The sequence below is a fragment of the Streptomyces sp. NBRC 110611 genome (genome assembly GCF_001590865.1).
Classification (GTDB): domain Bacteria; phylum Actinomycetota; class Actinomycetes; order Streptomycetales; family Streptomycetaceae; genus Streptomyces.
The window spans coordinates 12,359-30,974 of record NZ_BBUY01000010.1 but is presented as its reverse complement, the minus strand read 5'-3'; the positions used below and the strand labels follow the sequence as shown (position 1 = coordinate 30,974).

16 protein-coding genes and 1 pseudogene are annotated in these 18,616 nt (G+C 73.0%); 5 read left to right on the top strand and 12 right to left on the bottom strand.

The genetic code is table 11. The features are described from left to right. Positions 1-140: 140 nt before the first annotated feature. Both AZE13_RS21005 and AZE13_RS21000 read left to right on the top strand, forming a co-directional pair. Positions 141-3,404, top strand: a complete 3,264-nt coding sequence (locus tag AZE13_RS21005) for an amidohydrolase family protein (protein WP_066934088.1) — start codon at positions 141-143, stop codon at positions 3,402-3,404. A gap of 219 nt (positions 3,405-3,623) precedes the next feature. Then, a complete protein-coding gene (locus AZE13_RS21000; protein WP_066934085.1) occupies positions 3,624-4,976 on the top strand; it encodes an acyl-CoA dehydrogenase family protein in 1,353 nt (450 codons plus the stop codon). An 86-nt stretch (positions 4,977-5,062) separates the two neighbouring features. Here the strand turns inward: AZE13_RS21000 and AZE13_RS20995 are convergent, their stop codons facing one another. From AZE13_RS20995 to AZE13_RS20965, 7 genes are all read right to left on the bottom strand, one after another. Continuing rightward, positions 5,063-5,668, bottom strand: a complete 606-nt coding sequence (locus tag AZE13_RS20995) for a GAF domain-containing protein (protein WP_066934081.1) — start codon at positions 5,666-5,668, stop codon at positions 5,063-5,065. Next, positions 5,665-6,282 (bottom strand): GTP-binding protein, encoded by a 618-nt coding sequence (locus tag AZE13_RS20990; protein WP_066934078.1) that lies wholly within the window; start codon positions 6,280-6,282, stop codon positions 5,665-5,667. The genes AZE13_RS20995 and AZE13_RS20990 overlap by 4 nt, the downstream gene beginning before the upstream one ends. Then, the gene (locus AZE13_RS20985; RefSeq protein ID WP_066934076.1) at positions 6,260-6,661 is read right to left on the bottom strand and encodes a DUF742 domain-containing protein; all 402 of its coding nucleotides are present in this window, start codon (positions 6,659-6,661) and stop codon (positions 6,260-6,262) included. The genes AZE13_RS20990 and AZE13_RS20985 overlap by 23 nt, the downstream gene beginning before the upstream one ends. A gap of 2 nt (positions 6,662-6,663) precedes the next feature. Continuing rightward, a complete protein-coding gene (locus tag AZE13_RS20980) occupies positions 6,664-7,113 on the bottom strand; it encodes a roadblock/LC7 domain-containing protein (protein WP_066934074.1) in 450 nt (149 codons plus the stop codon). Further along, positions 7,103-9,022 (bottom strand): ATP-binding protein, encoded by a 1,920-nt coding sequence (locus tag AZE13_RS20975; RefSeq protein ID WP_258527905.1) that lies wholly within the window; start codon positions 9,020-9,022, stop codon positions 7,103-7,105. The genes AZE13_RS20980 and AZE13_RS20975 overlap by 11 nt, the downstream gene beginning before the upstream one ends. A 506-nt stretch (positions 9,023-9,528) precedes the next feature. Then, on the bottom strand, positions 9,529-10,704 hold the full coding sequence (locus AZE13_RS20970) for an MBL fold metallo-hydrolase (RefSeq protein WP_181690400.1): 1,176 nt from the start codon (positions 10,702-10,704) through the stop codon (positions 9,529-9,531). A gap of 275 nt (positions 10,705-10,979) precedes the next feature. Further along, on the bottom strand, positions 10,980-12,386 hold the full coding sequence (locus AZE13_RS20965) for an NAD(P)/FAD-dependent oxidoreductase (protein ID WP_066934070.1): 1,407 nt from the start codon (positions 12,384-12,386) through the stop codon (positions 10,980-10,982). Positions 12,387-12,710: 324 nt separating this feature from the next. Between AZE13_RS20965 and AZE13_RS20960 the strand changes: the two genes are divergently transcribed. Then, positions 12,711-13,802: a carbohydrate kinase family protein gene (locus AZE13_RS20960; protein ID WP_181690399.1), complete on the top strand. Its 1,092-nt coding sequence runs from the start codon at positions 12,711-12,713 to the stop codon at positions 13,800-13,802. On the opposite strand, the gene AZE13_RS20955 is transcribed toward AZE13_RS20960, so the two are convergent. Genes AZE13_RS20955 through AZE13_RS20945 form a run of 3 tightly spaced genes read right to left on the bottom strand, consistent with a single transcriptional unit; the run spans position 13,775 to position 15,829 of the window. Further along, positions 13,775-14,680 carry an SAM-dependent methyltransferase gene (locus tag AZE13_RS20955; RefSeq protein WP_079124211.1) on the bottom strand — a complete coding sequence of 302 codons (906 nt, stop codon included), beginning with the start codon at positions 14,678-14,680 and terminating at the stop codon, positions 13,775-13,777. The two genes, AZE13_RS20960 and AZE13_RS20955, sit on opposite strands and share 28 nt — an antisense overlap. Then, the gene (locus AZE13_RS20950) at positions 14,677-14,955 is read right to left on the bottom strand and encodes a DUF397 domain-containing protein (protein WP_066934068.1); all 279 of its coding nucleotides are present in this window, start codon (positions 14,953-14,955) and stop codon (positions 14,677-14,679) included. Before AZE13_RS20950 ends, AZE13_RS20955 begins: the two co-directional genes overlap by 4 nt. Positions 14,956-14,962: 7 nt before the next feature. Then, complete coding sequence (locus tag AZE13_RS20945) at positions 14,963-15,829, bottom strand: helix-turn-helix domain-containing protein (RefSeq protein WP_066934065.1); 867 nt, start codon at positions 15,827-15,829, stop codon at positions 14,963-14,965. Positions 15,830-16,044: 215 nt separating this feature from the next. On the opposite strand from AZE13_RS20945, the gene AZE13_RS20940 reads away from it, so the two are divergent. After that, positions 16,045-16,431 carry an ATP-binding protein gene (locus AZE13_RS20940; RefSeq protein ID WP_066934063.1) on the top strand — a complete coding sequence of 129 codons (387 nt, stop codon included), beginning with the start codon at positions 16,045-16,047 and terminating at the stop codon, positions 16,429-16,431. 121 nt (positions 16,432-16,552) lie between these two features. On the opposite strand, the gene AZE13_RS20935 is transcribed toward AZE13_RS20940, so the two are convergent. Further along, positions 16,553-17,365, bottom strand: a complete 813-nt coding sequence (locus AZE13_RS20935) for an SGNH/GDSL hydrolase family protein (RefSeq protein WP_066934060.1) — start codon at positions 17,363-17,365, stop codon at positions 16,553-16,555. Between the two features lie 258 nt (positions 17,366-17,623). On the opposite strand from AZE13_RS20935, the gene AZE13_RS20930 reads away from it, so the two are divergent. Then, positions 17,624-18,427 (top strand): tyrosine-protein phosphatase, encoded by an 804-nt coding sequence (locus AZE13_RS20930; RefSeq protein ID WP_066934056.1) that lies wholly within the window; start codon positions 17,624-17,626, stop codon positions 18,425-18,427. A gap of 41 nt (positions 18,428-18,468) precedes the next feature. Here AZE13_RS20930 and AZE13_RS38285 read toward each other — a convergent pair. After that, positions 18,469-18,616, bottom strand: a pseudogene (locus tag AZE13_RS38285) (aspartate aminotransferase family protein); the annotation flags it as partial.

Here is an 18,616-nt window from a genome sequence, read left to right as displayed (position 1 = left end):
TCTTCCGCTCCGGGCGGCGGCGCGCCACGGGAGGCGCGTCGGCATGTTGACCACCGGACCGGGCGGCGTGACACGATCAAGCGGTCCGTTGCCGTCGCGCGCTGTCGCCCGCACGGCAACACCGGTACCGAGGAGGATCGTTGGACACCACTGATCGCCACTCCGAGCACTCCGCAGGGCCCCTCGAAGCGCCCGCCCCCGCCGGCCGCCGCTTAGGGCCGGTACGCTCCGCGCCGCTCTCCCGCCGCAGATTCCTGCAGGGCACCGCGTCGGCGGCCGCCACGGCGGGGCTCGCCGGCGTGGCGGCCGGGGCCGGCGCACCCGAGGCGTGGGCGCGGGGCGGCCGGGCCCCCGGTGCCGCGGTGACCCTCACCGCGGCCACCGACGGCGCGGCCTCCCTGGCTCCCGCCGGCGACCGGCTGGTCGCGGAGGTCCAGAACGTCCTGTGGTCGCTGCCCCGGTCAGGCGGCGAGGCGGTGGCCCTGACCCCGCCCGATCTGGAGCCCACCCGGCCGGTCCACTCCCCCGACGGCCGCCAGGTCGCGCTCTGCGCCTACCGGGGCGGCGCCTTCCACCTGTGGACGGTCGCCGCCGACGGCTCCGGCCTGACGCAGCTGACCGACGGCCCGTGGGACGACCGCGGGCCCGCCTGGTCCCCCGACGGGACCCGGATCGCCTTCGCCTCCGAGCGCGGCGGCGACCCGGCGGCCGGCCGCAGCCCGTACCGGATCTGGGTGCTGGACGTGCGGAGCCGGCGGCTGACCCGGGTGACCGGGCGGTCCGGCCAGGACGGGCCCCATCAGGACGGCGCCTGGGAGGACTTCGACCCGTGCTGGTCGCCGGACGGCTCCCGGATCGTCTTCGTCCGCGGCCGGGTGTCGGGCACCGACCTGCTCTCCCGTACGGTCGCGTCGGTGCCGGCCGACGGGAGCGGCACGGTGCGCACCGAGCACACCGAGAGCGCGGCCGCCGAGGTGATGACGCCGGCGCTGTCCCCCACCGGACGGCTGGCCTACCTGCGGACCACGGACAAACCGGGAGCGACCTGCACGCTGGTGGTGGACGGGGCGCGGGTCGGGGTGGACGGCGATGTGGCGCCGGTGCCGCCGCGCTGGGTCTCGCGGGACGAGCTGCTGCTGACGGTCGACGGCCAGTTCCGGATCGTCCGGGCGGACGCCCCGCGGCACGCCGAGACGATTCCGTTCAGCGCGCGGCTGCCGCTGGACCGCCCCGATTACCGCGTCAAGGACTACCGCTTCGAGGAGGCCGGGGTCCGGCCGGTGCGCGGCGTGCATCTGCCCGCGCTCTCCCCCGACGGCCGCCGGGTCGCCTTCGCGGCGCTCAACTCCCTGTGGGTGGCGCCCGCGTCGGGCGGCGGTGCGGCCCGGAGCATCGTCCGGGCCGACGCCACCCGCTATGTCCTGGCGCCCAGCTGGTCCCGGGACGGCCGGGCGCTGCTGTACGCCGACGACCGGGACGGGCTGTTCGCAGTGCGCCGCCGGGAACTCGCCACCGGCGAGGAGACGGTGCTGGCCACCGGGGGCCGGGTGCAGCCGGCGCTGTCGCCGGACGGCGGCCGGCTGGCCGCGCTCGACATGTCCGGAAATCTCGTGGTACGGACGCTCGCCGACGGCACCGAGCGGGTACTGGCCGCCCCGATGGGCGCCGGCGGTCTCCCCGGTCGCCCCAGCTGGTCGCCGGACGGCCGCTATCTGGCGTACTGCGACCGCAACCGCCTCAACCGCCGCTTCCGCGAGGGCTACAACGTCATCCGGGTCGTGGACGCCGAGACCGGCGAGGGACGGCTGTTCACGGTCGCCGAGCATGTCTCGATCGCCGACCGCTACGACTCGGGGCCGGTGTGGTCGCCCGACGGACGCTGGATGGCGCTGATCGCCGAGTCCGCGCTGTGGGTGCTGCCGGTGCGGCCCGACGGGACGCCGGACGGGACGCCCCGGCAGCTGACCGACGAGGCCGCCGACCATCCGTCGTGGTCCGGCGACTCCGGCACGCTCCTCTACCTCTCGGCGGGCAGGCTGCGGCTGATCGGGGTGTCCGGCGGCCCGGCCCGGACCGTTCCGCTGTCCCTCACCCACCGGCCGCCGCGCGCCCGGGACACCGTCGTGCACGCCGGCCGGTTCTGGGACGGCACCGGCGACGAGGTGCGGCAGGACGTCGATGTGGTGGTACGGGACGGGCGGATCACCGCCGTGGAACCGCACCGCCGGAGCCGGTCCGGCACGGCCCGCCGGGTGGACGCCTCGGCCCGGACCGTGCTGCCCGGCCTGTGGGACGCGCACACCCATCCGTGGCAGACGACGTACGGCGGCCGGCAGACCGCCCTGCAACTGGCGTACGGCATCACCACGGCGGTCTCCTGCGGCGGCTTCTCCTACGAACAGGCCCGCATCCGGGAGGCCGTGACGGCCGGCCTGCTCACCGGACCACGGCTGCTGACGTGCGGGGAACTGCTGGACGGCGGCCGGGTGGCGTACAGCATGGGGCGGGCCCACCGCACCCGCGCGGGGCTGCGCCGTTCGCTGGCCCGTGGCGCGGCGCTGGACTGGGACTTCGTGAAGACGTACGTACGGGCACCGGGCTGGGTGATGGCGGAGGCCGCGCGCTTCGCGCATGACCGGCTCGGGGTGCGGGCCGGCAGCCATCTGCTCACCCCGGGCCTCCAGCTGGGCCAGGACCTGACGACTCATCTCCAGGCGACACAGCGGCTGGAGTTCGGACACGCGGTGTCCAGGACCGGCCATTCCTACCAGGACGTCGAGGAGATCTACACCGGCACCGGCTTCCACCTGATCGCGACCCCGTTCTCGTCGGCACCGCTGCTCGGCGCCGACCCGGCGCTGGCCGACGACGTACGGGTGACCCGGCTGATGCCTCCCTGGGACACCTCGGTCGTACAGGAGGGGGCCCGGCACCGGCCCACGCCGGCCCAGCTGTCCGACCTCGCCACCGAAGTCGGCCTCTACCGGCGGGTCCTGGGCGCCGGCGGGCTGGTCGCGCTGGGGACCGACCAGCCGTTGCAGCCGGTGGGGCTGAGCCTGCACCTGTGTCTGCGGGCGCTGCACCAGGGCGGCCTGAGCGTGAGCCAGACGCTGCGTACCGCGACCGCGCTGCCCGCCCGGGTGTTCGGCGCGGAGCGGGATCTGGGGACGCTGGAGGTCGGCAAGATCGGCGATATGACGCTGGTGGACGGCGATCCGTTCAGCGACTTCAGCTCGCTGGTGCGGACCTCGGCGGTGCTGCGCGGAGGCCGGCTCGTCGAGCAGCGGGAACTGGTCGACTCCTTCCCGGCGCCGGCCGGCCACACGCTGCGGGCGGCCGGTACCGACTGGCTGGAGGTGGGCCGGCAGCAGCGCCGCGACTCCTGCTGCGACCTCGCGCACTGACCCTGCTCCCACAGGGTGGTGCGGCGCCGCTGCGCACCTCAACCCTTCGCATGGATCGCCCAGTTGATGTTTCGCGCGTCCCGCAGTAGGTATGCCAACGGGTATTGCACGCGGTAAGCGACAGATCACGTTCGGATACGGCCGCCGCCGACGGCACCGCCAGTGCCGTCCCGGGCGGGGTGCGACCAGCGCGGAGAAGATCGCGGAGGAGGGCTCGTCTTGTATCGCTATTTCACCGACCAGCGGCATGAAGCACTCCGATCGCGGGTGCGGGACTTCGCCGAAAGGGAGGTCCGTCCCCGGATCGCGGAGATGGAGGCGAGCCGTACCGTCTGCCATGACCTTTCCCGCCGGATCGCCCGCCAGGGGTGGATCGGCGCGACGATCCACCGGGCGTACGGCGGGATGGGCGCCGGGCATCTCGCCAAGACCCTCGTCATCGAGGAGCTCTCGCGGGTCTCCGGCGCCATGGGCGCCATGGTGCAGGCGTCCCAGCTGGGCGTCGCGAAGATCGTCCACTTCGGCGACGAGGAGCAGAAGAAGGCCTGGCTGCCGGCGATCGCCTCCGGCGACTGCCTGCCGACCATCGCGGTCACCGAACCGGGCTCCGGCGGCCATGTGCTGGGCATGGCCGCCACCGCGGTCCGGGAGGGCGACCACTACCTCCTCAACGGCCGCAAGATCTACGTCGGCAACAGCCATGTCGGGGATCTGCACGGTGTGATCGTCCGCACCGGCGAGGGCTCCCACGGGCTGTCCGCGTTCCTCGTGGAGTCCGGCACGCCCGGCCTCCGGGTCGGTCCGCAGCAGCCGGCGATGGGGCTCCACGGCTTCAGCTTCGGCGAGCTCATCTTCGACGACTGCCGGGTCCCGGCGGCGAACCTGCTGGGCCGGGAGGGCGACGGGCTGTCCGTCGCGTACTCCTCCAGCGTGCTGTACGGACGGCCGAATCTGGCCGCCGTGTCGCTGGGCATCCATCAGGCGGTGCTGGACGAGACGACACGGTTCTGCGCCGAGCGGCAGCGCTATGACAGGCCACTGGCCGACCTCGGCAACATCAAGCTCAAACTGGGCCGCATCCAGTCGCGGCTGATGCTCGCCCGGCTGTCCGCCTACCATGCGGCGCACTTGCTGGACCAGGGGCTGCCCTGCGATGCGGAGCTGATGAACGCCAAGCTGGTGAACGTGGAGTCGGCGCTGGAGTCGGCGCGTGACGCGATGGACATCCACGCCGCGTGCGGGCTGTTCACCGACAGACCGGTCGAGCGCTTCCTCCGGGACGCGCACCACATCTTCGCACCGGCCGGAACCTCGGACGTCCAGCTGCTGCGCCTGGGCGAAGTGGCCCTGGGGCAGGGGAAGGGCGACTGGTCCGGCCGGTTCGCCGAGCAGCTGCGGCTGGATCCGTCGGAATGGCCGGAGAGCCCGGAGGTTCCGGAGAGCCCGGAGAGCCCGGAGGGTCGGGAGGGTCCGGAGATTCCGGAGGGTCGGGAGGAGAACGGCCGGGCGACGGTTCCGGGCCAGCGCACCGCGCCGCCCCGCCAGCGCTCCTGGTTCACCCGCCTGAAGTGAGCGACGGGCCCGGGGTGACCCGGGCCCGCGTCGTACCGGCGGGGCCGTGGCCCGGGGCCGGCTCCACCCGGGGCCGGCCCGGCCGGTCAGGACGAGTCGCGCTGCTGGTCCTCCATGCGATGGATCTGCTCGACGAGTTCGGCGGCCAGCGACTTGATGGTCTCCAGCCCCTTCCGCCCCCAGGGCCGTGGTTCGAGGTCCACGACACACACGGTGCCCAGCGCCATGCCCGTGCGGTCGATCAGCGGCGCGCCGAGGTAGGAGCGGATACCGATCTCGTCCACGACGGGGTTGCCGGCGAACCGCGGATAGTCGCAGACGTCCTCCAGGACCAGCGCCTTGCGGCGGACGATGACATGCGGGCAGTAGCCGTGGTCGCGGGCCATCACCCGGCCGGGCCGGGCGCTGGCGGGCGCCGGTCCCAGCTCGACGGCCTGGTTCTGGCCCGGTGTGTAGAGCCCGGCGAAGTACTGCCGGTGTTCGTCGATGAAGTTGACCATCGCGTACGGCGCCTCGGTGGTCCGGGCCAGCTTGCGGGCGAACTCGTCGAAGGCGGGCAGCGGGGAGTCACCGATGCCCAGGGCCCGCAGCCGGGCCACCCGCGCCGGGGCCTCGTCGTCCTGCGGGGTGAGCAGCAGATGGCGGGTGGGGTCGTAGGGGACGTTCGGGACGCGGGAGACGGGGTAGTTCATGGCAGCTCCGGGGTCGTGGCGAGGGCGGGGGTGAGCAGGTGCTGGACGAGCGACACCAGGACTTGAGTGGCCGAGCTGCACTGGCGGGCGTCGCAGAGCACGACGGGCGTGGCCGGCGAGAGGTCCATGGCGGAGCGGACCTCGTCCGGTTCGTAGTGGTAGGAGCCGTCGAACTCGTTGACCGCGACGATGAACTGGATACCGCGCCGCTCGAAGAAGTCCACCGCGGCGAAACACTGGTCCAGCCGCCGGGTGTCGGCGAGGATCACCGCGCCGAGCGCGCCGTTGGACAGCTCGTCCCACATGAACCAGAAGCGATGCTGCCCCGGCGTCCCGAAGAGATAGAGGATATGGGCGGGGCTGAGCGTGATCCGGCCGAAGTCCATGGCGACGGTCGTGGTGTCCTTGTCCTCGACGCCCGCCAGGTCGTCGGTGCCGACGCTGATCTGGGTCAGCAGCTCTTCCGTGCTGAGCGGTTCGATCTCGCTCACCGCCCCGACGAAGGTCGTCTTGCCGACCCCGAATCCGCCCGCCACGAGGATCTTCAGCGCGGTCGGGAAGAGGTCGGTCGAGGAGTCCCCCTGCCGGGGGTCACAGTCGCTTGCGAAGTCCATTCAGCACCGCCTCCAGCAGGGCTCGGTCGGTACGGGACGCGGGCCCAGCCGGAACGGCCTCGGGGGCCCGCGCGGTGAGCGCCCCGCAGTCGACGAGGTCGGCGAGGAGCACCTTCGTGACCACGGCGGGCAGGCGTATGTGGGCGGCGATCTCGGCGACCGAGACCGGCCCGCGGCACAGCCCGAGCACCTGGGCGTAGTCGGGTCCCTGGCAGGCGGCGGGGCGTCGGCCGGTGGCCATCACCATGGTCAGCAGGTCGAAGTGCGCCGTCGGACGGGTCCGGCCGTTGCTGACGGTGTAGGGGCGGACCAGCCGGCCCGCCTCGTCGTCGTACCACGGCTCACCACCACCCCGCCGCCGTCCGCGGCGCACGGTCATGGTCAACGCCCGCCCGCGGACGCCTGCTGGCGCGCGGGCGTGGAGAGGTACGGCCGGACGCTCTTGACCAGCATGGACATCTCGTAGCCCAGCACGGCGACATCGGCCTCGCGCCCGGCGAGCACAGCCAGGCAGGCGCCGGATCCGGCGGCGGAGACGAACAGGAAGGTGGACTCCAGCTCGACGACGACCTGGAGGACGTCGGCACCCTCGCCGAAGCGCACTCCGGCGCTGCGGGCGAGGGAGTAGAGACCGGAGGACAGGGCGGCCATGTGGTCGGCGCTGTCCGGGTCGAAGCCGTGGGCGGCCTTGACCAGGCCGTCCGAGGACAGCAGCAGCGCGCTGCGGGCGTGCGGGACACGCTGGACGAGTCCGGTCAGCAGCCAGGACAGGTCGGTGTGCTGACTGCTCTGCAGCTGCGGGTGTGCCTGCGCGCGCACATCACTCACCATGATTGCGGTCGTCTCCTCGGGGGCGGGCCATCGGGGCGTCGTGGTCACGGTCGTATGACAGGTCGTCACCGGCCGGGCGGCGGTCGCCGCCGCCCTGGGCCGGGAGGGTGCCGGTGTCGTCGGTCCGTCCGGCGTAGGTGTCGTCGGCGAGGCTGAAGCCGCGCCGGAAGGCGGCCATCAGGCCAGGGTCGTGCTCGGGTTCGGGACCCGTGCGGCGCTCGGCGGACGGCAGGATCGGGTCGCCGCGCAGCTCGGGGGCGAGGTGGGTCTGCTTGCGGCGCCTGGGCAGCCGCGGGCGGGCGCCGTTGTCCACGGAGGAGGGCGGCGCGGGCGGCAGGAGGACCGGGCCGGGGTCGGCGTGGAGGCCGGCCGTGGTGCCGTCGTCGGAGGCGGGTGGCGCACTCGCGTGCGCGTCGGTGCGGGGGGCATCGGGGGTGCGGCGGCGGGGGGAGGCGTCGTTGCCCGGGGTGCGGTCGGGGGCCGGGCCGGGGGCGGGGATGGCCGCGGTCGTCAGGGACGCGCCGCCGAGGCCGTGGTGGTCGTGGGCGGTGTCCCGGTCGGCCGCGCGGGACGTGTCGGGTTCCTGGGCGTCGTCGTACCCGCGGTCGTACCTTCCGTGCTCGCGCGCCGGGGCGGTGTCCGGGAATCCGGTGCGCGGTGCGTCCGCCCGGTCCGTCTCGCCGCCCGCCGCGCTGTCGGCCGGCTCCGCGCCGAGCAGCGCCTTCGGGATGATCAGCACGGCCTGTACCCCGCCGTAGATATTGCTCTGCAGCCGGACGACGATGCCGTGCCGGCGGGCGAGCGAGGAGACCACGAAGAGTCCGATCCGGCCGTCGCTCAGCAGCTCGGCGACGTCGATGTGCTCCGGGTCGGCCAGCAGCTCGTTCATCCGGGTCTGCTCGTCCGTGGACATGCCGAGGCCGCGGTCCTCGACCTCGACGGCGAGGCCGGCGGTGACGAGTTGGGTGCGCAGCATGACCGGGGTCTGCGGGGCGGAGTAGATCGTGGCGTTCTCGACGAGTTCGGCGAGCAGGTGGATGACGTCGGCGACGGCGTGCCCGCCCAGGGTGCCCTCGATCGGGGGCACCAGCTTGATCCGCGGGTACTGCTCGACCTCGGCGATGGAGGAGCGCAGTACTTCGGTCATGGAGACCGGGCGGCTCCACTGCCGGCGCGAGACCGCGCCGCCGAGGACGGCCAGGTTCTCGGCGTGCCGGCGGATGCGGGTGGCCAGGTGGTCGACGTGGAACAGACCCTTGAGCAGGTCCGGGTCCTCCACCTGGTTCTCCATCTCGTCGAGCAGTTCGATCTCGCGGTGCACCAGGGACTGCAGCCGGCGGGCGAGGTTCACGAACACCTCGACCTTCTGCTCGTTCCCGCTGGCGTCACTGCGGGCGAGGGCGACCGCTTCGGCGACGGCGGACTCGGCGGCCCGTCCGGCCGCGGCGACTTCGTGGGCGAGCAGTTCGAGGGTGTCGCCCGTGGGCACCGGGCCGGGCTCGGGGTCGGGGTGCTGGAGCCACTCGCCCTGGCGCACCCGGTCGACCAGGTCGTACAGGTCGGACTGGCTGCGGGCGCAGACCTGGCGCAGCCGGGCGTAGCGGCCGACCGTGGCGCGGGCCTCGGCGTTGGCGGCCGCGCTCGCGGTGAGCACGATGACGCAGACCACGGCGAGACCGCCGGAGAGCACCGCCCATTCACGGCCGGTGATCCGGGCGCCGCCGGCCTGGACGACGAATGCGGCGACGGCGGTGCAGACCACCGCGGTCAGCAGACACGGGACCGCGGTGAGCCGCACCAGCCTGCCTCGTATCGCCGAGTCGGCGGCCGATTCGGGGAAGGCGGCCCGGCCGTGCCGTCCGCTCTCCCGTTCCCGTCGTCGGACCGGGGCGGGGACAAGGGCGGCCACGGGGGCGGATACGGGCGCCGCTCCCGGGGAACCCTGTGTCTCTGGGGACCTTTGAGCCTCCTGGGACGTCTGGGTCCCCTGGGGGAATGCGGTCGGCATCGGCGCCCTCCGGATCGGCCGTTGGCAGTTCACGGAGCACGCACGCTAGTTGTTGCGAGGGTGTGGTTCGGACCTACTTCGAGGTTTCGCTACCCTTCGCCACCTCCCTGCGTGTGCGCGGCGCGCACACCAGTGCGACGGAATACGAACTCCCGTTCACCGAAGGTGGTATGACGCCTCCCCCACGCCCTTCGGGCGGCTCACAGAGGACACTCGCGCACGAGTGCGCCCCTCAGCCACCGGAGTCGACTACTCTTCGTACACATCTTATCAACCGTGCGTAACGGCAGCCAGTCACCCTTTCGGCCCCTCGCAAGGCGCCCCGGAATTCCCCTCAGCCGTCCCGCACCGGTCCGCCGGCGCTCACGCGCCGGGCATGCCGGAAGCACGCCCCGCCCGTCACGCCGTCACGCCCCGGCGGCCAGATCCAGCTCCGTCCGCACCGGCGCCTCCTGCCAGGCCGGCCAGCCCTGGACCGGTGGTACCGCGATCTCCCGCCACCACGGATGGACGGCCGGCGGATCGGCCGGCTCGAAAGGCTCACCGGGCCGCGGGTGGGCGGAGGTCACACCGGCCTTCCGGGCAGCGGACGCGGTCCAGTCCGCGGGCTCGGCCCACGGGTGCGGGGCGAGGTTGAAGGTGCCCCAATGGATCGGCAGCAGCACGCCGCCGGGCTCTCCCCGCTGAAGGTCGAGGTGCGACCGGACCCCCTGCGCCGGGGTCATATGCACATCCGGCCAGAAGTCCGAGTACGCACCGATCTGGATCATCGTCGCGTCGAACGGGCCGTGTGCCACGCCGATCTCGGCGAATCCGGGGAAGTAGCCGGTGTCCCCGCTGTGGTAGACGCGGTGGTCGGGTCCGGCGACCACCCAGGAGGCCCACAGGGTGTGCTGCGGACCGCGCAGGCCCCTGCCGCAGAAGTGCTGCGCGGGGGTGGCGGTGAGGGTCAGCCCGCCGAGCCGGGTGGACTCGTGCCAGTCCAGTTCGGTGATCCGCTCCGCCGGTACGCCCCAGAACTCCAGGTCGGCGCCGATCCCGAGCGGGACGACGAAGGCCGCGCCGGTGCGGATCAGGCCCTGGACCGTCGGCATGTCGAGATGGTCGTAGTGGTCGTGCGAGATGACCACCGCGTCGACCGGGCCGAGTTCGTCCAGCCCGACGGGCACCGGGTGCATTCTCCTGGGGCCGACCCAGGTGAACGGCGAACAGCGCTCGCCCCAGACCGGGTCGAAGAGCACCCGCCGCCCGTCGATCTCGGCCAGCACGCTCGCATGGCCCATCCAGGTGAGCCGCAGCCCGGAGGCGGGCCGCCGGCTCCAGTCCTCCGCGGCCGGACGGTGCACCGGAATCCGGCCGACCGGCGCCCGGCGCAACCGCCCCTCACGGCTCAGCTGGGTCCGGGCCATCGGCAGCGCGGAGCCGCGCAGCAGCTGCCGGGTCGGCACCGGATTGCGGAACTGCCCATCCACGAACTGCGGCGACCTTCGCATCCTGGCCAGCCGCTCCCCTGTGGGCTCGGCGCCGAAGCTCGCGGGGCGCAGCGCGGACAGGCCGACGCGGCGGGGTCGGGAAGCGGTCACAGCACCTCCATGGTCGGGGCGGTCGCGAAGTGAACGCGCCGCGGGAGCGGTGGGTTCCGGCACACCGGCCGGGCGGCGCCCCAAAAGCGCCGGCGCACCCGGCGATCAGCCCGCACCGGGAGGCGCCGTACGGTCTCCCGCACCACGACACCCGGACGTCACCACCATCACCCGCGGACGACAACCACGCGACCGGCCGGAACATTCCGAGCGCGGCCACCGCGCACGGCGGGCGACGGCGGATGCGCCCCCTTACGCCGTCTCGTGCGCCCCCCTTACACCGTCTCGACGGTCAGCGGCGGGGTGGAGTGGGCAGGGCGGCGCGGCAGGAAAAGGGTGCGCAGCAGGATGCGCGGGGCGACGAGCCGGGCGGACGGGGCGGTGAGGCAGAAGACGTCACGGAAGGCCGCGCCGACGACCGGGTCGATGGCGGCACGGGCCAGGAACCGTTCGAGGTACCGCATGTTCAGCCGCTCGACCAGGCTCGCCCTGCCGTCCTCGGGGCGGGCGTACGGCCGGTCCGCGCCGGCCGCGGTGACCCAGGCGGTCTGCGCGGCACGGGCCACCGCGCGCTGTGCCCTGGCGGCGGTCCCGGGGCGCAGTCCGCCTCCGGCCGCGAGCGTCCGGCGTACCGCCAGCGCGCCGATCGCGGCGACCGACATCCCCTGGCCGTACACGGGGTTGAAAGTGCAGCCGGCGTCCCCCAGGACGAGGAACCCCTCGGGCAGGGCGCCGGGGCGCTCGTAGTGCCGGCGGCGGTTGCAGGTGTCGCGGAAGCCGTGCACCGGTGAGAGCGGCTCGGCCCGGGCCAGCAGCTCGTGGATATACGGGTCGCCGACCGTGGCGCTGAAGGTGGTGAACCCGGCCTCGTCGGTGGGCGGATGGTGGCCGCGCACCCCGGACATGGTCAGCAGCCAGTTGCCGTCCTCGACCGGTACGTAGACGGCACCGCGCGGGCTTTCGGCCCAGCCCGGGATATTGATGCCGGCATCGGGGGCGGTGGCCGGGTCCTTGGGGCGGTACATCCGGGTGACGTAGGCGAGTCCGGCGTCCACGGTCTCCTCCCGGGGTGCGCTCCGGCCCAGTTCGGCGAACCACTGGGGGGCGCGGGAGCCACGGCCCGAGGCGTCCACCACCAGCTCCGCCGGCAGCTCCCGTACGGTCCGCGCGCCCTGGGCGCCGTCCCGCGGCCGTACCCGTACCCCGGTCACCCGGCCGGCGTCTCCGGTCAGGCCGACGGCCTCGGTCGCCTCCAGGACGTCGACCCGGGTGGGCGATGCCACGGCCGCCGCCAGCGCGCGCTCGCGTACCACCGCGTCCAGGACCGGGCGGGTGATGCTGAGGAGGCTGTGGCGCGGCTCGTGGAAGCGGCGCTGCCATCCGGTGGCCATACAGGTGATCAGATCGCGCGGCATGCACAGGGTGCGCGCGCCCGCGTCGGTGAGCGCGGCGAGCGTGCCGGGCAGCAGTTCGTCCAGCGCGTGCTGGCCGCCGGTGAGCAGGACGTGCAGATGGCGGGCCTGCGGGACTCCCTTGCGGAAGGTCCGCCCCTGCGGGTACCGGTCACGCTCGACGACCGTGATCGCGTCGACGTGACCCACCAGGGCGGTGACGGCCAGCATCCCGGCGAGTCCCCCGCCGATCACGATCGCGGTGCGCCCGCCATTGGAGTGCTCTGCCATCTCTACCTCGCTTCCCCCGCGGGCCCCTCCGGCCGCCGGACGGACCGCTCACGTGCTCCGTGGCCGCTTCCGGATCACACCCTCCAGCGCCGCCGACAGGGTGTCAACGCCCCCTCCCGCCAACGGAGTCGACGCGCGCGGCGCGTTCCGCGCGGTCGCCCGGCCGCCGGCCCGCGCCCGCGCGGCCGGCCGCTGCCACCCCGGTCCCTGACATCCCGGTATGAGGCGCGCCTGGGTCTAGACTCCCGGCAGCGGACGTCCGTCGTCCGCCGACGCTCTCACCCGCAGGGGACTCCTCTCACCAGCCAGGATTCAAGGACGCTTGTGACATTCCAGCAGGTTTCCGAGCCGCATGCCGCACCGGACGCGCAGGGCGCGTATGACGTACTGGTCGTCGGCGGGACCGGGGTGGACATCACCGTGCCGGTCGGCGCGCTGCCCGTACCGCTCGCCGATTCCCACCCGGTCCGGCCCATCCACGAAGGCGCCGGGCACACCGGCACCGGTGTCGCGCTGGGCTGCGCCGCACTCGGGCTGGCCACCGGACTCGTGGACTTCATCGGCGACGACCACCCCGGCAGCCTGGTCCGCGAGCGGCTGGCCGGCACCGGCGTCGACTTCCGCCCGCTGACCTCACCGCACGGCACCCGGCGCGCGGTCAATCTCGTCGCGGCCGACGGCCGGCGGATGTCCTTCCACGACGCCCGCGACCCGCACGACCTACGGATGCCGCCCGAGCACTACCTCCCGCTCCTCGGCCGGGCCCGGCATGTGCACCTCTCGATCACGCACTTCGCCCGCTTCCTCTACGACGACATCGAGGCGCTCGGTATTCCCGTCTCCACCGATCTGCACGACTGGGACGGCCTGACGGAGCATCACCGCGACTTCGCGCTCCGCTCGGATCTGGTGTTCCTCAGCACCGCCGGGGCGGGTGAACGGATCGGTTCGGTCATGCGGGACATCCTCCGCAACGGCCGTGCGGAGGCGGTGGTGGCCACCGCCGGTGCGGGCGGCGCCTACCTCCTCACCCCCGACGACCGCACCCCGCGGCTGGTACCCGCCGCGCCGCCGCCCGGCCCCGTCGTGGACAGCAACGGCGCCGGCGACGCCTTCACCAGCGGCTTCCTCTACAGCCGGCTGGCCGGCCGGCCCTTCGAGGACTGTGCGCGCCTGGCTGCGGTCGCGGGGGCGCACGCCTGCACCACTCCGGGCACCCACACCTCCCTCGTCGGGCCGGACGACCTCCGGGGGGTGCTGACCGATTCCCCGGCCGCCGGACGGGCCGCCGATCGCGCGGCCGAGGCGCCCGCCGACGCCGGTCCCGACGCCGGTCCCCAGGCCTCGGATGCCGCTCCGGATCAGGATCGGCCCTTTCCGGATCAGGATCAGCCCTTGCGGCCCACTCCGGCGTAGAAAATGGTGTTGTTGAGCTCCTGAGCACCGGGCACCGGGCCGTCCGGACGCCACAGCGGTACCCGGACGACGCCCGGGTCCAACAGGGTGAACGGGCCGAAGAGCGGCTCGATGCCGGCCTTGGTGCGGAGGTTGAGGGGCGCGGCGGAGTTCTTGTAGACGTCCGTCACCCCGGTCCGTGCCGCCTCGTCGACGCGGCCGCCCTCGTATGCCTCGTAGGGTTCGTCGGTCGCGTGGGACAGGACGAGGTGGCTGCCCGCGGGGAGCGCGTCGGCGAGGGTGGCGACGAGGGCGGCCGGGTCCTCGTCGTCGCGGATGAAGTGGAGTACGGCGACCAGCAGCAGCGCCACCGGCTGCGAGAAGTCGATCAGGCCGCGGACGGTGGGGTGGTCCAGGACCGCCCCGGGGTCGCGGAGGTCCGCGAGCGCGAACCCGGTGCGGTCGGTGTCGAGGAGGCGGGCGCCGGCGTGGGTGGCGACGATCGGGTCGTTGTCGACGTAGACCACGCGGGTGCCGGGGGCCGTCTCGCGCGCCACCTCGTGGGTGTTGGGCGAGGTCGGGATGCCGGTGCCGATGTCGAGGATCTGGCGGATGCCGCCGGCGGTCAGTTCCCGCACCGCCCGCCGGAGGAAGGCCCGGTTGGCGCGGGCGCTGAGCCGCACCTGGGGGTGGACCTCGATCACCCGCTCCGCGGCCACCCGGTCGACCTCGTAGTTGTCCCGGCCGTCGAGGTAGTAGTCGTACATCCGGGCCGGGTGCGGCCGGCTGGTGTCGATCTGCTCGGCGGAGAAGCCGGAGTGCCCGGGGCCCGGGACGTACGGTCCGAAACCGGGGGCCGGCCGGTCCGGGGCCGGTCCGGAGAAGTCCTGGCCGCTCATGCCGTGCTCCGCTCGGCGCACCGGCCGGGGGCCGCGGCGAGCAGGAAGTCGGCGTGGCCGGCCTTCGCGCCCTCGATGAAGCTCACCATCTCGTGGTGGGTGTAGATCAGCGCCGGGCCGTCGGGGTCGGTCGACTGGCGGAGTGCGATCCGGCCGTCCCACAGCCGCATGGCCTCGACGCACTCACCGCCGTTTCCGCCGCTCCACGGTTTGTGCCAGCCCTCGCTTCCCAGCTCCTTGGCGGGCATGCCGTTGTAGATGCGTATGCGATCCATGGGGGGTTCAGATCTCCTTGCGAAAGCCACCCAGAACGGCCTCGGTGGCGTGTGCCGGCGCGGCCTGCGCACACATCCGGTCCAGGGCCTCCAGGAACTGCGAGACGTCGTTGCGCTGGTCGAAGTACACGGCTCCGACGAGGCTCTCCGCGTAGGCGATGTCGGGGAGTTCCGGCATCGGAAAGCGGAAGATGTGGAAGGGGCCGTACATGGCGGGGTGCGGGCCCGCGGCGAAGGGCATGATCTGCAGCCGGACGTTCGGCAGCGCGGTGGCCTCCATGAGCCGGGTGATCTGGTCGCGCATCACCTTGGGCCCGCCGATCGGGCGCCGCAGCACGGTCTCGTCCATGACCACCCACAGCATCGGCGGGTCGTCGCGGGTCAGCAGGGACTGCCGCTCCATACGCAGCGCGGCGATCCGTTCGATGTCGGCCGCGGAGGCGTGCGGCATACCGGCCCGGAGCACGGCGGTGGCGTAGTCCTCGGTCTGGAGCAGCCCCGGGACGTAGTGCGGCTGGTAGGCCCGGATGAGGCCGGCCTCGCCCTCCAGGCTGACGAAGGCGCTGAACCACTCGGGGAGGACGTCCCGGAAGCGGTGCCACCATCCGGGTTTGTTGGCCTCGCGGGCGAGGGAGAGAAAGCCTTCGACCTCCTCCCCGTCCGTGACCCCGTAGGTGGCCAGCAGCTTCTCGACGTAGGGGAGTTTGAGGCCGACCTCGGCCTTCTCCATCCGCCGGATCGTGGCGTGGGTCACATCGAGCGCCGCGGCGGCCTGCTCGAAGGAGAGCCCCGCCCTCACGCGCAGGTCCTGCAGCCGCTTGCCGAGCACCACCCGCAGGACGGTCGGTGCCCCTGCCGACCGTGGATCCACCACGTCCGATCGCCTCCAACTGACTTCAGTGATCAGCAGTGTGTCACGTCGTCACCAAGAACGAACAGACTGCACTTACGATTCTGCAAATTACAGACTGATCCTTGCCACCGGTGACCAACATCGCACATAGTTGCGCCGTGGCTTCCTCCAACAACGCTTCTTCGTTAAAGCGCTGTGGCGGCGTCGCCGCCCGGTACTCACAGGACGCGTTCCACTTGCCGGCGCGACGCACGTCCGTCTCCGAGGCGCGCAGACGCGTCAGCGCGCTGCTGTCCGAGTGGGGAGCGGACCAACAGGTCCGCGATGACGTGGAGTTGGTGGTATCCGAGCTCTTCACCAATGCGGTACGGCACACCGACAGCGAGAAGGTCAGCTGTGAACTCACCCTCGCCGGGGCGCGTATCCGCATAGAGGTCGTGGATCAGGGCGGGCCGGGCGTCGCGGCACTCCATGTCCGGCCCAGCAGCCTGGACACGGAGTGCGGACGGGGGCTGTTCCTCGTCGGCGCGCTGTCCGCCGGCTGGGGTTCACGGCCCGCCGACAGCGGCCACGGCCGGGTCGTCTGGGCGGACCTGCCGTACACCGGTACCGCGGTGTGCTGAGGCCCCGATTCCGCGGTCGACGGAATCGGGGCCTCGGTCATGCCATAAGCCATGCCATGCCCCGCCGCACACCGGACCGCGTCATTCCGCGGGCGGGCGGCGGCACGGCCCGTGCCCAGCGCTACAGCGGCAGCAGATCGGGGCGCTTGGGCTCGACGTGGTCGCCGGAGGACTCACCGCGCAGCCGGCGCCCGATCCACGGTACGAGGTGCTCCCGGGCCCAGTGGATGTTGTCCCGCCGCGCCTCGGCGGCCGACCGCTCCGTCTCCGGGGGCCACGGCTGGTCCGGGTCGGCCGGCACCCGCAGCCCGAGCACCTGGGCCGCGCGGAGCGCCACCCGGGTGTGCCCGTCGGCCGACAGATGCAGCCGGTCGTCGCTCCAGGCCCGCCGGTCCTGCACCGACTTCAGCGACCACAGGTCCAGGACCGGGCAGTCGTGCCGGTCCGCGATGGCCCGGACATGGGCCGTGTACGTCGCGATCTTGCCGCGCAGGTGCTTGAGCACAGGGACGTCGCGGGTGTCGAATCCCGTACAGAGCAGGACCGTGCCGACCGTCCGGCGGAGATCGGCCACCGCGGCCTCGTAGCGCTCGGCGACCGCGTCCGGGTCGGAGCCCGGCCGCAGGATGTCGTTGCCGCCGGCGCAGAACGTCACCAGCTCAGGCGCGAGCTCCCTGGCCCGCGGCACCTGTTCCTCGACGATCTGGTCCAGGAGCCGCCCCCTGACGGCGAGGTTCGCATAGCGGAACTCGCCCTCCGACCGCTGATCCGAGAGCAGGACCGCCAGCCGGTCCGCCCAACCGATGTACACCCCGTCAGGGCCGGGATCCCCGACCCCCTCCGTAAAGCTGTCCCCGACGGCTGCGTACGACCCGATGGCCCCCGGGGTGCCACTCCAGGTGCCGTTGCTGATGTTCTTCGAATCGTCTGCCACGTCAGGACATACTTCCCTCTGAGAAGTGACCTACGCCACCGTAACCAGGGGTTGACGGGGGGTGATTAATGCCACCAGGTCAAATTCTTCCCAAGCTGGAATAAAGACCGGCCGTGGCATCGCCCCCCCGAGCGCCGCACCGCGCTCCCGCACGCCTCCGCCACGGCCCGATTGTCCCTTGCGTCCATGTCGTATCGTCGGAACGTGCCCCGCCCCGCCGACGAGCAGCGTCGGCGGCCGAATCAGCAAGGAGCGCCCGTGACGCAGACGCCGCAGGTCCCACAGGACCACCCCGGACTCGCGGAGGTCCGCAACTTCCGCGATGTGGGCGGGCTGCCGACCGTGGACGGGCGTCGCGTACGGAGCGGCCTGCTGTTCCGCAGCGGGCACCTCGCCCATGCGACGGCGGAGGACGCGGCGTTCCTGGCCGGCCTCGGGCTGCACACCGTCTTCGACTTCCGTAACGCCGCGGACATCAAGCTGGAAGGCCCCGATATCACCTTGCCCGGCGTGCGCCATGTGAACATTCCGCTCACCGACCCGGCCGACGGCGCGGAGTTCTGGGCGATGGTCCGTGACGGCGCACTGGACGAACTGCGCGCCGCGCTCGGCGACGGCAAGGCCGCGGGCCGGATGACCGAGACCTACCGCCACATCATCACCACCCGTACCGAGGACCACAGCCGGGTGCTCCACGACCTCGCCGAGGGCAGCGTCCCAGCGCTGATGCACTGTGCGGCCGGCAAGGACCGGGCGGGCCTCTCCGTGGCCGTGACCCTCCTGGCGCTCGGCGTGGAGCGGGACGCCATCGAGGCGGACTACCTCAAGTCCAACGACCCGCACCACCGCTACAAGCTGCGCCGCTCCGACCACTCCACGGCCGGGATGCCGCCGGAGGTCGCGGAGCTGCTCGCCCCCCTGTTCGGGGCGCACGCCGACTACCTCGCGGCGGCCTACGACACCATCGAGCGCACCTGGGGCTCGACGGAGAGCTACCTCGGCGACGGGCTGAAGCTGGCCGCCGCCACCCGCGAACGCCTCCGCGACCGCTTCCTGGTCTGACCCCTCCGGCCCCGCCAGGGCCTGTGCCGGCCGCCGATGCCCTAACGCACGCTCAGCGCTTGCCTGGCCAGAGTCCGGCCGAAGTGCCACATCAGGCCACCGCCGTTGTGGGCGTCGTCCATGACGGCGGTGAACGCCGCCATGAAGCGGTCCACTTCCCGCTCGCCGATGATCAGCGGCGGGATCAGC

Excerpts from the sequence above, each read along its gene's own strand:
- AZE13_RS20995 (WP_066934081.1), bottom strand. The coding sequence starts at position 5,668 with ATGAACTACCCCGTCTCCCGCGTCCCGAACGTCCCCTACGACCCCACC.
- AZE13_RS20990 (WP_066934078.1), bottom strand. The coding sequence starts at position 6,282 with ATGGACTTCGCAAGCGACTGTGACCCCCGGCAGGGGGACTCCTCGACC.
- AZE13_RS20985 (WP_066934076.1), bottom strand. The coding sequence starts at position 6,661 with ATGACCGTGCGCCGCGGACGGCGGCGGGGTGGTGGTGAGCCGTGGTAC.
- AZE13_RS20980 (WP_066934074.1), bottom strand. The coding sequence starts at position 7,113 with ATGGTGAGTGATGTGCGCGCGCAGGCACACCCGCAGCTGCAGAGCAGT.
- AZE13_RS20965 (WP_066934070.1), bottom strand. The coding sequence starts at position 12,386 with ATGGCAGAGCACTCCAATGGCGGGCGCACCGCGATCGTGATCGGCGGG.
- AZE13_RS20955 (WP_079124211.1), bottom strand. The coding sequence starts at position 14,680 with ATGAGCGGCCAGGACTTCTCCGGACCGGCCCCGGACCGGCCGGCCCCC.
- AZE13_RS20950 (WP_066934068.1), bottom strand. The coding sequence starts at position 14,955 with ATGGATCGCATACGCATCTACAACGGCATGCCCGCCAAGGAGCTGGGA.